Below are 14,836 nucleotides of genomic sequence, written 5' to 3' on the forward strand. Positions count from 1 at the left end.
GAAGCGATTCAGTAGATGCGTCGCCCATGTGCGTCGGCCACACCCGACTTGCGCGAGAAGTAGCTGTTGATCTGATCGCGCCACTCGCGGGCACTGCGGAGTTGTTCTTCGAACCGTTCCGTGACCCGTGCGTGGCGCGCCGGGTCCACCAGCCCGGCCAACGAGGCCCACACCTCCTGGGCCTCCGCCACCTCCGCCACGCCTTCGAAGTGCGTGTCGTATATGTGCTGGATCACCGTCTTCCCACTCCGAAGCACATGGCCGTACGACACGTGGTGGAAGAACAGCAGCAACTCGTCCGGACAGGTCTCCGGCGACTCGAACACCTCGGCCCACGCCTTTGCGTACTGGCCCGCATACCCGGTTCCCGTCGCCACGCTGCGGTCGACGCCGATGCCGTCGCGGTCGGCGAAGTGGTAGGTGCCCCACGGACTGTACTCGTAGCCGTCGACGCTCGGCCCGTAATGGTGACCCGGCTGCACCATCCAGCCCACCCCGAGCGGCGCGGTGTACTTCTCGTACGTCTGCCAGGAGCCGGCCAGCACCGCATACACCCCGGCCTCCAGCCGGGCGCTCTCCCCGGTCTTCTCCGGCGTGAAGGTCAGCCTGATCCACTCACCCAGGAGCCGGTAGGGGTTCGCGTCCGGCTGCCAGGCCAGCCGCCCGAAGGTGTACAGGTTCGCCTGGGCCAGCGGATGGCCGGTCCAGAACGGGTCGTCACCGACGTTGGACACCGCGACGAGGCCGCCGCGCGCCAACTCCCCGACGGACGGACCCTCCGGCCCTCCGGCGGGCCGGAACCGCAGCACCTTGCTCCACATCGGCCCGAGCCAGCACACATGCCGCTGCTGCCCGGTGTACTCCTGCGTGGCCTGCACCTCCACCGCGAGCCGGGTGCCCGGCATCGCGCCGATCAGCGGCGAGACAGGCTCGCGCACCTGGAAGTCCATCGGTCCGTGCTTGACCTGGAGGACGGCATTCGGGGCGAACTGCCCGTCCAGCGGCACGAAATGATCGTAGGCCGCACGTGCCCGGTCCGTCGTCCGGTCCCGCCAGTCCTGGCGGTGGTCGTAGACGAACGCCCGCCAGTGCACCGTGCCGCCGTACGGCTCCAGAGCGGCGGCCAGCATGTTCGCGCCGTCCGCGTGGCTGCGGCCGTAGGCGAACGGCCCCGGCTGCCCCTCGGAGTCGGCCTTGACCACGTACCCGCCGAAGTCGGGGATCACCTCGTACACCCGCGAGGTCGCCTCCGCCCACCAGCCCCGCACGTACTCGTCCAGCGGATCGGCCGTGGACAGCCCGCCGAGCACCATCGGCGCGGCGAAGGTGACCGACAGATGCACGCGGATGCCGTACGGCCGCAGCGCGTCCGCGATCGCGGCGACCTCACCGATCCGGTCCGTGAGCAGCTCGGCCTCGGTCTCGTGCACGTTGACGTTGTTGACCGCCACGGCGTTGATCCCGCAGGCCGCCAGCAGCCTGCCGTACGCCCGCACCCGCCCCAGCAGCTCGCCGCGCGCCCGGCCGTCCGCCCAGAACAGCGACCCACCGGCGTAACCGCGCTCCACCTGGCCCATCACCGGGTGCACGGCCACGTTGTCCCAGTGGTCGAGCATCCGCAAAGCCGCCGCGGGACGGTGCCGCTCGACCTGCCGCTCGCCGTGGAACGCCCGCTCGCCCAGCCGCACGACGTGGAACAGGCCGTACAGCAGACCGGCCTGACCCCGGGCGCTCACGGTCGTCCGGCCCTCCCGGCGCGCGTACGTGTACCCCTCGTCGCCGAGCCGGTCCGCGTCGCCGTTCAGGTCGAGCAGCAGGTCGTACGCCGTCGCGCCCGGTCCGGTATCGCGCTCTACGCGACCACCGAACCGGGCGCAGGCCTGCGCCACTTCCGCGTGCACCGTGTCCACCAGCGGACCCGAGCCGCGGATCAGGGTCCGCCGGGTGCCGATCGGCCGGAACGCCTCGTCCGGCAGCCAGGCCGGATCGACACCCCGCATGAGACCCCCAATGCACCCGATGCGTCCAATTCGCCTGCTCAGGCGAGCAGTTCGACCTCCGACAGCACCGCCTCGCCGTCGAGCACCAGGCGGTACCTCCCGAACGTACCCGGCGACCCCACGGTGAACGCCCGTGTCTGCCGGTCCCAGGTGAAGGACTGCCCGGAGCGCTCGTCGAGGGTCTGCCAGGTGGTGCCGTCCGTCGAGCCCTGGAGCTTCCAGCCGGCCGGCGCCTTCGTACGGTCCGACGGCGACGTCAGCGTGTACTGCACGGCCTTGGCGTTCTCGGCCACCGGCAGATCCACCGAAGTGACGCTCGCCTGGGTCGCCGAGGTGTTGTCGAACAGCGCCCCGTCACCCTTCAGCACGTCCGCCCGAGGCGTCGGCACCTCGTCGTCCCGGGTGATCGACACGGGCGCCGCGTTCTTGCCGGTGCCCCACGACGAGGGCCGCGGCCCCATGTCGAACTCCAGGACGCCGCCCTTCGCGATCAGCGAGTGCGGCAGCGCAGTCGACTTCCACGGAACGCCGTTGACCCTCAGGCCCTGTACGTACACATTGCGGGCGCTGTTCCTCGGCGCCTTGACGACCAGCTCCCGGCCGTTCTCCAGCTAGACGGTCGCCTTGGTGAACAGGGGCGAGCCGATGGCGTACTCGCCACTGCCCATCACCAGCGGATAGAAGCCCAGCGCGGAGAACAGGAACCAGGCCGACTGCTCGCCGTTGTCCTCGTCGCCGTGATAGCCCTGCCCGATCTCGCTGCCGACGTACAGCCGCGACAGCACCTCACGCACGTTCTTCTGCGCCTTCCAGGGCTGCCCGGCCGCGTCGTACATGTAGATCGCGTGGTGGGCGACCTGGTTGGAGTGGCCGTACATGCCCATCCGGACGTCCCGGGCCTCCGTCATCTCGTGGATGACCCCGCCGTAGGAGCCGACGAAGTCGGGCGAGGCCGTCTCCGGGGTGGAGAAGTACTCGTCGAGCTTGTCGGCGAGACCGCCGCGGCCGCCGTACAGGTTCGCCAGGCCCCGGCTGTCCTGCGGCGCGGTGAACGAGTACCCCCACCCGTTCGTCTCCGTGTAGTCGTAGCCCCACACGCGCGGGTCGTACTCCGACGACTCGACCCGCCAGTCGCCCTTCTCGTCGCGGCCCTGGAAGAAGCCGGCCTTGGAGTCGAAGAGGTTCACATAGTCCCGGGCGCGGTCGAGGAAGTACTCCGACTCCTCCTTGTACCGCTTGTCGCCGGTCTTCTTGTACAGCGCCTGCCCCATCCGCGCGATGCCGTAGTCGTTGAGGTAGCCCTCCAGCGCCCACGACAGGCCCTCGTGCGTCTCGGTGCTCGTGTAGCCGAGGAAGGGTGAGGTCGCCATGCCCTTGCGGCCCACGCCCGACGACGGCGGTACGACGGTCGCGTTCTTCACGGCCGCGTCGTACGCCGACCTCGCGTCGAAGTCGACGCCCTTGACGTAGGCGTCCGCGAAGGCGACGTCCGAGGAGGTGCCGGTCATCAGGTCGGCGTACCCGGGCGACGACCAGCGGGAGGTCCAGCCGCCGTCCTTGTACTGCTGCACGAATCCGTCGACCATGTCGCCCGCCTGGCTCGGGGTGAGCAGCGAGTACGCCGGCCACGTCGTCCGGTAGGTGTCCCAGAACCCGTTGTTGACGTATACCTTTCCGTCCACGATCTTCGCGCCCGTGTGCGTCGGGGTGTCGGGGTTCGGCATCGGCGAGAACGGCGACGCGTACCGGTACGTCGAACCGACCTTCTCGAAACCGGAGTTGGGGTACAGGTACAGCCGGTAGAGGCTGGAGTACAGCGTCGTCAGCTGCTCCGGCGTCGCGCCCTCCACCTCGACCTTGCCGAGCAGCCGGTCCCACTGGCGCTGGGCGCGAGACTTCACCGTGTCGAAGGAGGTGCCGTCGGGGATCTCCTGGCGCAGGTTGTCCTTCGCCTGGTCGACGCTGATGAGGGAGGTGGCGAGGCGGAGGGTGACGGTCCGGTCGTCACCGGCGTCGAAGCGCAGGTGCCCCTTCACTCCGCTGGCGGAGCCCTCGGTCACCGGCGTGTCGAACACGCCGTACACGAACAGCCGGGTCGCACCCGTCGACAGCCCGGACTTCACGTCCGAGTAGCCGGTGACGATCCCGTTCTCCTTGTCGAGCGTGAGCCCCGCCTGGTCCGTCACGTTGTCGAAGAGGACGCTCGCGTCGTCACCCGGATAGGTGAAGCGCAGCACCGCCGCGTGGTCGGTCGGCGCCATCTCCGCCTTCAGCCCGTTCTCGAACCGCACCCCGTAGTAGTACGGCCGCGCGGTCTCGTTCTCGTGCCGGAAGGCGAGCTCGCGGGCCTCACGCCCGGTGTCGGGGGTGCCGGCGGCCGCCGACGGCATCACCTGGAAGGTCTGCCGGTCGCCCATCCAGGGGCTCGGCTCATGGCTGGCGCTGAACGCCTGGATCGTCGGCAGGTTGTCGTCGTTGTTCGCGCGGGCGTAGTCGTACAGCCAGCTCAGCGAGCCCGCGTTCGTCACCGGCGTCCAGAAGTTGAAGCCGTGCGGCACGGCCGTCGCCGGGAAGTTGTTGCCGCGCGAGAAACCGCCGCTGGAGAGGGTGCCGCGGGTGGTGAGCGCGTAGTCGGACGGGTGGGCCTTCGGCCTCTCGGGCGCGACGGTCTTCAGCGTGATGTCGTCCAGCCAGCCCCGGAACTTCGCCGGGCCCCTGGGGGAGTCGTACGCCACGAGGATCCGGTCGACGGTCTTGCCCGCCGCGACCGAGCCGATCCGCGAGGCGACGTGGTTCCACTGGTTGACGTACAGCACCTTGGCCGCGCCCTGCCCGCGCGGCGACAGCGGGAAGCCGTGCTGGTCGGTGGCGCCGAGGTCGCTGAGGTGGGTGCCGTCGGTGAAGGCGAGGTCGACGGAGACGTTCGTGGCGTCGTAGTCGAGGTCGCGGTCCGCCATCGACGGGAAGACACGGTAGGACAGGCGGGTGTGACGGCCGACGGCCACATTCACGTCGTAGATCTTGTTGTACGAGTACGCCCGCCCGTCCGCCGTGTGCCGGCCGGCGTAGCGCAGCGCCCGCTTGCCGGTGAAGCCGGCGCCCGCCTTGGCGGTCGGGGAGCCGCTCGGGCCGCGGTCGACGAGGGAGAGCATGTCCTGCGGGACCGGGCCGTCGCTGCCGCCCGTGGAGAACTGGACGTCGGCGAGCTGGAGGATGTCGGAGGCGCCGTTGTTCCGGGTGACTTCCAGCCGGAAGTGCTGATACTCGGCCGGTTCCGCGATGTCGTATTTCTTTGTCTGGAACCGTTCGGCGAACGTCTCACCGGAGCGGGTGTCGAGGGTCTTCCAGTCCTTGCCGTCCGTGGAACCCTTCAGGGTCCAGTCCCGTGGGTCGCGCTCGGCGTAGTCATTGGCTGAGGTGAGCGCGTATTTCGCGATACGTTCTGGTTTGTCCAGGTCGAACTCCACCCACCCGGTGGGCTCGAAGACCAGCCACTTGCTGCTCGACTCCCCGTCGACGAGGTTCTCCTTCACCTCCCCGCCGCCGGTGTTCTCGCCGTTGGCCCGTACGTCCGTGACATGGTCGGTCACATTGCCCGGTATGCCGCTGCTGTAGCCGCCGTCGACGCCCGAGGCGCGCTTGGTGCCGTCCGGCGCGGTGTCGACCGTGTTGAGCCAGTCGGGTGCCGGGTCGCCGGCCTCGAACGAGGATGCGAACTCCCGGTCGGCCGCCGCAGGTGCCTCGGGCAGGGCGACCGCCACGCCCGGCGAGCCCACGGCCAAACAAAAGGCGGTCGCCGACACGACCGCCGTACCCCAGCTGTGCCGAGCTCTCTGCTGCATCAACGGGTACCCTCCCTGCGCACGGGACAACGTTGTCAACTTCGCTGCGCAAGGACCAGTTGTGGCTCAAGTGCCAAGTCTTGTCAAGGGTGTTGGCTGTGGCATTCGGGGTCTATGTCGCGGATTTTTCCGGCAAGCCGCACTCAGGCCACTCATATTTCCGCGAGGTCTCAACTCGGAAAAGACCCATGGCCAACCTTGCATTCGATCTTGCTCCGCTGGCGGGAAGTGGACTATACCTGTCGGCACTTCACATGATTCCGCACTTCCTGCACGAACCCAGCTTGACCCGATCGCGGTGCCGGGGAGGATCCGGTTCACCGCCTGAGTCCTGGAGAAGGCGAGGACTTGAGCATGGGATCCACTGCTGCCGAGAACCCTGAGAACAACGGCGCGGGCACACCGGGTGTCGGACGCCGCGATCTGATCAAGCGGTCCGCCGCGCTCGGCCTGATCTCCGTACCCACGATGAGCTTCCTGTCCGCCTGCGCCAGCGGCGGCGGAGACGGTGACAAGGTCGACAAGGGCGAGAAGACCGAGCAGAACCCGCTCGGCGTCAACGAGAAGGCGGCCATGGAGGCCGTCATCTTCGACGGCGGCTTCGGCACCCAGTACGTCGAGGACGCGATAAAGGACTACGAGAGGTCCTTCGGCAAGGTCAAGTTCACGGCCACTCAGGACATCCAGCCCCTGCTTCAGCCCCGCCTGGTCGGCGGCAACCCGCCGGACGTGATCGACAACTCCGGAGCAAAGGCGATGGACGCCGCGACCCTGATCTCCAAGGATCAGCTCGCCGACCTCACCCCGCTGCTCGACGCCCCGTCCTTCGACGATCCGGGCAAGAAGGTCCGGGACATCCTCGTGCCCGGCACCATCGAGATGGGCCAGTACGGCGACGACAAGTGTTATCGCCTGAACTACGCCTTCACCACTTTCGGAGTCTGGTACTCCAAGAAGCTGCTGGACGACAATGGCTGGGAGTATCCGAAGACCTGGGACGAGATGCTCGCCCTGTGCGCGAAGGCGAAGAAGAAGGGCATCGCAGGCTGGACGTACGCCGGTAAACACCCGTACTACATCCCGTTCACGCTCTACCCGTTCATCGCCAAGATCGGCGGGTGGGACGTGATGAAGAGCATCGACAACCTGGAGCCCAATGCGTGGAAGCACGACGCGGTGAAGAAGGCGTTCGACGCGTATTACGAGCTCGCCGCCAAGGGATACGTCCTCAAGGGCACCCCGGGTCTGGACCACATCCAGTCGCAGACCCAGTGGACCAAGGGCAAGGCCGTGTTCATCCCCAACGGTTCGTGGGTGGAGAACGAGGCCGCGCCGACCACGCCCAAGGACTTCGAGATGACGATGGCCCCGCCGTCCAGCCTCGACGCCTCCGACAAGATGCCCTTCGAGACCATCTGGGCCCAGGCCGGTGAGCCGTTCATCGTCCCCCAGCAGGCGAAGAACGTCGACGGCGGCATGGAGCTGCTGCGCATCATGCTCAGCAAGAAGCACGCCCAGAACTTCGCCAAGCTCGTCAAGTCCCTCACCTGCGTGCAGGGCGCGACCGAGGGCATGTCACTGCCGCCCGGCCTGGCCTCGTCGAGCGCGGCGCTCGACGCCGCGGGCGACAACGTGGTGAACCCGCGCCTGCCCGACTGGTACCAGACGCTGCACAAGGAGGACGTCGGCGGTGCGCTGGCCGAGATGATGGCCGGACGGATGAAGCCCGACGAGGCGATCACGAAGATCCAGGCCGCCGCCGACAAGACGGCCAAGGACGACTCCATCAAGAAGTACAAGCACGCCTGAGTGCTCGCTTCGGGGCGAGAGGAGTACGAGCATGGAGCGGGGCGGGTATGGCGACTGAAAGCCGGGTGGTGACCAAGGGCACCGCGAGGCCCACACCGGGAAAGCCGGCCGGGCAGGGGGGTTTCAAGTCCTCGCCCCGCTATCGGACCTTCGTCAAGTACCGGTTCATCGTGGGGTTCCTGGCGGTACCGCTGGCCCTGTACGCGGTGCTGGTCGTCTCGCCGTTCGTCCAGACCTTCTACTACGCATTGACGGACTGGACGGGCTACAGCAGCGACTTCGCGATGGTCGGCTTCGACAACTTCAGCAAGTTGTTCGAGGACGACCTGTTCTGGAAGTCGCTGCAGCACAACCTCGTGCTCCTCATCGGCATGCCGGTGCTCGCCATCGGGATGGGCCTGTTCTTCGCCTTCATGCTCAGCGCCGGCGGCCGGCACAAGCACGGTGAGGCGGCCACCGGCGTCCGGGGCTCGAAGGGGTACAAGATCCTCTACTTCTTCCCCCAGGTGCTGTCGATCGCGATCGTCGCGGTCCTGTGGGGCAACATCTACAACCCGCAGGGCGGCCTGCTCAACGGCGTCCTGGACGCCCTCGGGCTCTCCTTTCTGGAACAGAACTGGCTCGGCGACCCCGGCATCGCCCTGCTCTGTGTGCTGGCCGTGATGGTGTGGGCGAACGTCGGCTTCTACATCGTGTTGTTCTCCGCGGCGATGGGCTCGATCCCCAAGGAGATCTACGAGGCCGCGCTCCTCGACGGCGCGAGCCGGGTCACCACCTTCTTCCGGGTCACCCTGCCGCTGATCAGGGACAACATCCAGACCGCGTACGTGTACGCGGGGATCATGGCGCTGGAGACCTCCTTCGCCTACGTCATGATCATGACGGTCAACCAGGGCGGGCCGGACCACTCGACGCTCGTCCTGCCGGTGTACATGTACAACAAGGCCTTCCGGGACGGGCAGGCCGGCTACGCCACCGCCGTGGGCGTGGCGATGCTCATCGTCACCATGATCTTCGCGGTGCTCGCGCTGAGTATCGGACGCCGCCGTGACCGGCTCGAATTCTGAGATGAGCGGGGAGAACGCAAGGATGACCACCGCGGAACCCACCGACATCGCCACCCCGTCGAAGGCGGATCCCGGCCGCCCGGCGACCGCCGTCGGCCGGTCCGGGAAGTCTGGCGGCGGCGAGGGCAGGACGCTCAACGTGTTCTCGCAGGCCTTCCTCGTCCTGTGGGCCGTCATGGCCGCGGGCCCGCTCCTCTGGGCCTTCATGAGCGCCTTCAAGACCTCGGGGCAGATCCTGGACAGCCCCTGGTCACTGCCGGACGGCATCAGCTTCGACGCCTTCGCCCGCGCCTGGACCAAGGCCAACATCGGCCAGTTCACGGTCAATTCACTGGTCGTGGTCGTCCCGTCGGTGCTCGGCACGATGCTGCTCGGGTCCATGGCCGCCTATGTCCTGGCGCGCTTCGACTTCCCCGGCAACCGGTTCGTCTACTACCTGTTCGTCGGCGGCATGACCTTCCCGGTGATCATGGCGATCGTCCCGCTGTTCTTCGTCCTGAAGAACCTGGCCCTGCTGAACACCCCGCACGGCCTGATCCTCGTCTACATCGCCTACTCGCTGCCCTTCACGACCTTCTTCATGACGGCGTTCTTCCGCACGCTGCCGGGGTCCATCGCGGAGGCGGCGATGATCGACGGCGCCTCCCACAGCAGGGTCTTCTTCCAGGTCATGCTGCCGATGGCCAAGCCGGGCCTGATCAGCATCGGGATCTTCAACTTCCTCGGCCAGTGGAACCAGTACATCCTGCCGATGGCCCTCAACACCGAGAGCCCGGACAGCTATCTGCTCACCCAGGGCCTCGCGACCCTCGCGGTCAGCCAGGGCTACAAGGGTGACTGGTCGGGACTCTTCGCCGGGCTGACCATCGCGACACTCCCCGTACTCGTCGTGTACGCCGTCTTCCAGCGCCAGGTGCAGGCCGGCCTCACCGCCGGCGCGCTGAAGTAGGCGCCGGTCAGCGTCGAGTCACCCAGCGGCAACGATGAGCCACCCCGCCGTGGGGTGGCTCACGTGCGCGCGTGCACATTCCCGGATCCGGTTCAACCTCTTGACGGGAGGCAACCCGAACGGCTCAGCTTAGAGTTCACTAGTTGGACACGAACGGGGCCTCACCGAAGCGGCCCCGCGCGCAGGAGGTCGTCGTGGAGACTCCGGGGTCGCAGTCATCGCTGCACCGAGCCAACCTGGAGCGGGTCGTTCGGGCCGTCCGGCTGGCCGGATCCCTCACCCAGGCGGAGATCGCCAGGACCACGGGTCTGTCCGCGGCGACGGTCTCCAATATCGTCCGGGAGCTCAAGGACGGCGGAACGGTCGAGGTCACGCCCACATCGGCGGGTGGCCGCCGGGCCCGCAGCGTCTCGCTGAGCGGGGACGCCGGCATCGTCATAGGGGTCGACTTCGGCCACACCCATCTGCGCGTCGCGGTGGGGAACCTCGCCCACCAGGTACTGGCCGAGGAGTCCGAGCCGCTGGACGTCGACGCCTCCTCGACCCAAGGGTTCGACCGGGCCGAGGAGCTGGTCAACCGGCTGATCGCGGCGACCGGCGTGGACCGCTCCAAGGTCGCCGGGGTCGGTCTCGGCGTCCCCGGCCCGATCGACGTCGAGTCGGGCACCCTCGGCTCGACCGCCATCCTGCCCGGCTGGACCGGCACCAAGCCCGCCGAGGAGCTGCGCGGCCGGCTCGGCGTGCCCGTGCACGTGGACAACGACGCCAACCTGGGCGCCCTCGGCGAGATGGTCTGGGGCAGCGGCAGAGGCGTCAGAGACCTGGCCTACATCAAGGTCGCCAGCGGTGTCGGCGCCGGCCTGGTCATCGACGGCAAGATCTACCGGGGCCCCGGCGGCACCGCAGGAGAAATCGGGCATATTACCCTGGATGAATCCGGCCCGGTCTGCCGCTGCGGAAACCGGGGCTGCCTGGAGACCTTCGCGGCCGCCCGCTATGTGCTCCCGCTCCTCCAGTCCAGTCACGGCACCGATCTGACCATGGAGGGAGTCGTACGGCTGGCCAGGGACGGAGACCCGGGCTGCCGTCGGGTGATCGCCGACGTCGGCCGCCACATCGGCAGTGGAGTCGCCAATCTCTGCAATCTCCTGAACCCGAGCCGTGTGGTCCTCGGTGGCGATCTCGCCGAGGCCGGTGAGCTGGTTCTCGGGCCGATCCGGGAGTCGGTCGGCCGCTACGCCATCCCCAGCGCGGCGCGCCAACTGTCCGTTCTTCCCGGGGCACTTGGCGGTCGTGCGGAGGTGCTGGGAGCGCTCGCGCTGGCGCTCAGTGAGATGGGCGATTCAACCCTTTTGGACAGCACGCTGCACACGGCTGCGCCTGCCTTCACTTAGAGAACGGATGGCACCGTTGCCAACCCGTTAAGGATTTACTTCTTGACGTCGCACGTGTGGCCGAGTTGACTTCCAGCCACCTCGGCCGCAGCGTTGCGGCCCTGTCAGGGAGGCACAACCCACATGAACGCAACGATGCGTAGAGTCGTGATCGGCGCCACCGCCGTCTCCGTGGCACTGTCGATTGCCGCGTGCGGCAAGGCGGGCGACGACAAGGACGACTCCGGCAGCACCTCGGACAGCAAGTCCATCGGCCTGCTGCTCCCCGACAACGTCACCGCGCGCTACGAGAAGTTCGACCGGCCGTACTTCCAGGACAAGGTCAAGGAACTCTGCTCCGACTGTGACGTCCAGTACGCGAACGCCGCTGCCGACCCGGCCAAGCAGGCCCAGCAGATGAGCAGCATGGTGACCAAGGGCGTGAAGGTCATCGTGATCTCCGCCCAGGACTCCGCCGCCATCAAGTCCTCCATCCAGTCCGCGGTGGACAAGGGCGTCAAGGTCATCGCGTACGACCGCCTCGCCCAGGGCCCGGTCTCGGCCTACGTCTCCTTCGACAACGTCAAGGTCGGCGAGCTCCAGGGCCAGGCCCTGCTCGAGGCGCTCGGCGACAAGGCGACCCCCAAGTCCAAGGTCGTCATGATCAACGGTGACGACGCCGACCCGAACGCCGGCCAGTTCAAGGAAGGCGCCCACAAGGCCCTCGACGGCAAGGTCGACATCGCCTACGAGCAGTCCGGCCTGTGGAAGGACACCGTCGCCGCCCAGAAGATGTCCGCGGCGATCACGCAGCTGGGCGCCAAGAACATCGCGGGCGTCTACGCCGCCAACGACGGCATGGCCGGTGGCATCGCCAACACCCTCAAGGGCGCGAAGATCAGCGGCATCCCGCTGACCGGTCAGGACGCCGAACTGGCCGCCATCCAGCGGATCGTCGCCGGCACTCAGTCCTCCACGGTCTACAAGGCCTACAAGCCCGAGGCCGACACCGCCGCCGAGCTCGCCGTCAACCTGCTGCAGGGCAAGGACATCAAGTCCCTGGCCGACACCACGGTGACCAGCGGCTCCGGCGACAAGGTGCAGGCCAAGCTGCTGACTCCGGTGTCCGTCACCAAGGAGAACATCAAGGACACGGTCGTCAAGGACGGCCTGTACACGGTCGCCGACATCTGCACCGCCGAGTTCGCCAAGGCGTGCAAGGACGCCGGCCTGGAGTAGTCGCGCCACCGCACGCAACCCGGTCCGAGTCCCCGGTGCGGGACTCGGGCCCGGACCCGCGAGCGGTGCCACAGACCCCCTCCGACGCCCGCCCCGCCTTCAGACCCCGCTGCGGGGCGGGCGTCGGACGGAACTTGTTCGCTTTGTAAACCACGTGCGTTGGCGCGGCCTCCGGCCCCGGCCCGCACGTCGCTCCGCGCACACCCCAAGCGCGGCATCCCCGCCGGTCAGGCGGCGAAGGAGATGGTTCACGTGTCCGCTACGCCCGTGCTGGCGTTGCGCGGAGTCTCCAAGCGATTCGGTGCGGTGCAGGCACTCACCGATGTCGATCTGGAGGTCCACGCCGGAGAAGTGGTCGCCCTGGTGGGCGACAACGGCGCAGGTAAGTCCACCCTGGTCAAGACGATCGCGGGTGTCCACCCCATCGATGACGGCGCCATCGAGTGGCAGGGCGACCCGGTGAAGATCAACAAGCCGCACGACGCACAGGGCCTCGGTATCGCGACGGTCTACCAGGACCTCGCGCTCTGCGACAACCTGGACGTGGTGGGCAACCTCTACCTCGGCCGCGAACTGCTGCACCGAGGCGTCATCGACGAGGTGACGATGGAGAAGAAGGCCCGCGAGCTGCTGTCGACGCTCTCCATCCGGATCCCGAGCGTGCGCATCCCGATCGCGAGCCTCTCCGGCGGTCAGCGTCAGGTCGTCGCCATCGCCCGTGCCCTGATCGGCGACCCCAAGCTCGTCATCCTGGACGAGCCCACCGCCGCCCTCGGCGTCGAGCAGACCGCCCAGGTCCTCGACCTGGTCGAGCGGCTGCGCGAACGCGACCTCGCCGTCATCCTCATCAGCCACAACATGGCCGATGTCAAGGCGGTCGCCGACACTGTCGCCGTGCTGCGCCTGGGCAAGAACAACGGCTCCTTCCCCGTGAAGGACACCAGCCACGAAGAGATCATCGCCGCCATCACGGGTGCCACGGACAACGCCGTGACCCGTCGCGCGGAGCGGCGCACCACGGAGGCGTCAAAGTGAGCGACACGTCGAAAACCGTGAAGACCGATTCCGCCGAGACCGCGAAGGTCGGCGCGGGCGCGGCAGAGGGCCAGACCACCGTCGCTCCCGCCGACGACCCCACGGCCGCGCCGGTCACCGTCGTCGACCCGCGTCTGCTGGTCCGCGAGGAGGGCTTCAAGGGCTACCTCACCGAGTTCAAGCGCAAGGTGAAGGGCGGCGAGCTGGGCTCGCTGCCGGTGGTCATCGGCCTGATCGTCATCTGGACGATCTTCCAGCTGCAGAACGACCGCTTCCTGAGCGCCGACAACCTTTCGAACATCAGCTACTTCCTGTCGGCCACCGGCATGCTCGCCATCGGCCTGGTATTCGTCCTGCTGCTCGGCGAGATCGACCTGTCGGTGGGCTCGGTCAGCGGTCTGGCCTCCACCCTGTTCGCCGTGTTCGTGGTGAACCAGGGGATGAACGCCTGGTTGTCGCTGGTCCTCGCGGTCCTCACGGGCATCGCCATCGGCGCGCTGCACGGCTGGTTCTTCGCCAGGATCGGCGTACCGGCCTTCGTCGTCACCCTGGCCGGCTTCCTCGGCTGGAACGGTCTGATGCTCTGGCTGCTGGGCGACAGCGGCACGATCAACATCCCCTCCGAGGCGGGTCCGGTCCATCTGCTCGGCCAGAGCTCCTTCTTCATGGACCAGGCCATCATCGGCGCGTACCTGCTCGCCGGCCTCGCCGTCGCGCTCACCCTCGTCGGCAACTTCAACGAGCAGCGCCGCCGCAAGGCCGCGGGGGTGCCGTTCCGGCCGACCAGCGAGATCCTGCTGCGCGTGGGCGCGCTCGGCGTGGCGTCCTTCGTCGCCGCGGCCGTGCTCAACAACGCGGCCGGTGTCTCCAACGCGCTGGTGATCTTCCTGGCGGCGCTGGTGATCGTGGACTTCGTGCTGCGTCGTACGACCTACGGCCGCCAGGTCTTCGCGGTCGGCGGCGGCATCGAGGCCGCCCGCCGTGCCGGTATCAACGTGCCGATGATCCGGATCACCGTGTTCGCCATCTCCGGCGGCTTCGCGGCGGTCGGCGGTATGTTCTTCGCCGGTCAGACCGCGAGCGCGACGCTCTCCGCCGGTGGCGGCAACACCCTGATGCTCGCCATCGCGGCCGCCGTCATCGGTGGAACCAGCCTCTTCGGCGGGCGTGGGTCCGTGTGGTCGGCGCTGCTGGGCATGCTGGTGATCCAGTCGATTCAGACGGGTCTTGACCTGCTGAACATGAACACGTCGATCCAGTACATGATCACTGGTGCGGTGCTCCTGGGTGCGGTTGTCATCGACTCCGTCTCGCGTCGGAGCCAGAAGGCCGCGGGGCGCGCGTAGCGCTCCGCTCGGAACGCCGTTGCGCCATAGCGCCGTAGGGGCGCGGGTGAGATTGCGGGTGCCGGTCCGTTGTGGCCGGTCGCGCAGTTCCCCGCGCCCCTTGCGGCGTTGTAGTGCAGCGTGTTGCTGGGTAGAGCCGAATGCGTGACGAACGACTCCCGGGCCGGGAACCTTCC

Annotated in this window: 8 protein-coding genes and 1 pseudogene; 7 read left to right on the top strand and 2 right to left on the bottom strand. The window is 67.9% G+C overall.

The window, feature by feature from the left end:
• Window positions 1–8: 8 nt before the first annotated feature.
• Together ACIBAG_RS32255 and ACIBAG_RS32260 are read right to left on the bottom strand one after the other, a co-directional pair.
• Entirely contained in the window at window positions 9–2,000 is a 1,992-nt protein-coding gene (locus tag ACIBAG_RS32255) for an alpha-glucuronidase (RefSeq protein ID WP_399109937.1), read from the bottom strand.
• A 38-nt stretch (window positions 2,001–2,038) separates the two neighbouring features.
• Window positions 2,039–5,842: pseudogene (locus ACIBAG_RS32260) on the bottom strand (GH92 family glycosyl hydrolase).
• A gap of 354 nt (window positions 5,843–6,196) precedes the next feature.
• Here ACIBAG_RS32260 and ngcE point away from each other — a divergent pair.
• The 7 genes from ngcE to ACIBAG_RS32295 all read left to right on the top strand — a co-directional run bounded on the left by ngcE (window position 6,197) and on the right by ACIBAG_RS32295 (window position 14,660).
• Window positions 6,197–7,651, top strand: a complete 1,455-nt coding sequence (gene ngcE / locus ACIBAG_RS32265; protein WP_399109939.1) for an N-acetylglucosamine/diacetylchitobiose ABC transporter substrate-binding protein — start codon at window positions 6,197–6,199, stop codon at window positions 7,649–7,651.
• A gap of 47 nt (window positions 7,652–7,698) precedes the next feature.
• Window positions 7,699–8,718: a carbohydrate ABC transporter permease gene (locus ACIBAG_RS32270; protein WP_399109940.1), complete on the top strand. Its 1,020-nt coding sequence runs from the start codon at window positions 7,699–7,701 to the stop codon at window positions 8,716–8,718.
• Window positions 8,719–8,740: 22 nt separating this feature from the next.
• Window positions 8,741–9,667, top strand: coding sequence for a carbohydrate ABC transporter permease (locus ACIBAG_RS32275; protein WP_399109941.1), 927 nt, complete (start codon window positions 8,741–8,743; stop codon window positions 9,665–9,667).
• A 194-nt stretch (window positions 9,668–9,861) separates the two neighbouring features.
• Window positions 9,862–11,061, top strand: a complete 1,200-nt coding sequence (locus ACIBAG_RS32280) for an ROK family transcriptional regulator (RefSeq protein ID WP_399110222.1) — start codon at window positions 9,862–9,864, stop codon at window positions 11,059–11,061.
• Window positions 11,062–11,184: 123 nt separating this feature from the next.
• Window positions 11,185–12,279, top strand: a complete 1,095-nt coding sequence (locus ACIBAG_RS32285; RefSeq protein WP_399109943.1) for a sugar ABC transporter substrate-binding protein — start codon at window positions 11,185–11,187, stop codon at window positions 12,277–12,279.
• Window positions 12,280–12,522: 243 nt separating this feature from the next.
• Window positions 12,523–13,314 carry an ATP-binding cassette domain-containing protein gene (locus ACIBAG_RS32290; RefSeq protein ID WP_399109944.1) on the top strand — a complete coding sequence of 264 codons (792 nt, stop codon included), beginning with the start codon at window positions 12,523–12,525 and terminating at the stop codon, window positions 13,312–13,314.
• Window positions 13,311–14,660, top strand: a complete 1,350-nt coding sequence (locus ACIBAG_RS32295) for a sugar ABC transporter permease (protein ID WP_399109946.1) — start codon at window positions 13,311–13,313, stop codon at window positions 14,658–14,660. The genes ACIBAG_RS32290 and ACIBAG_RS32295 overlap by 4 nt, the downstream gene beginning before the upstream one ends.
• Window positions 14,661–14,836 lie beyond the last annotated feature (176 nt).

The sequence above is a fragment of the Streptomyces sp. NPDC051243 genome (assembly GCF_044455405.1).
GTDB lineage: Bacteria > Actinomycetota > Actinomycetes > Streptomycetales > Streptomycetaceae > Streptomyces.

Coding starts and splice junctions, on each gene's coding strand:
- ACIBAG_RS32255 (WP_399109937.1), bottom strand. CDS start 2,000: ATGCGGGGTGTCGATCCGGCCTGGCTGCCGGACGAGGCGTTCCGGCCG.
- ngcE (WP_399109939.1), top strand. CDS start 6,197: ATGGGATCCACTGCTGCCGAGAACCCTGAGAACAACGGCGCGGGCACA.
- ACIBAG_RS32270 (WP_399109940.1), top strand. CDS start 7,699: ATGGCGACTGAAAGCCGGGTGGTGACCAAGGGCACCGCGAGGCCCACA.
- ACIBAG_RS32275 (WP_399109941.1), top strand. CDS start 8,741: ATGACCACCGCGGAACCCACCGACATCGCCACCCCGTCGAAGGCGGAT.
- ACIBAG_RS32285 (WP_399109943.1), top strand. CDS start 11,185: ATGAACGCAACGATGCGTAGAGTCGTGATCGGCGCCACCGCCGTCTCC.
- ACIBAG_RS32290 (WP_399109944.1), top strand. CDS start 12,523: ATGGTTCACGTGTCCGCTACGCCCGTGCTGGCGTTGCGCGGAGTCTCC.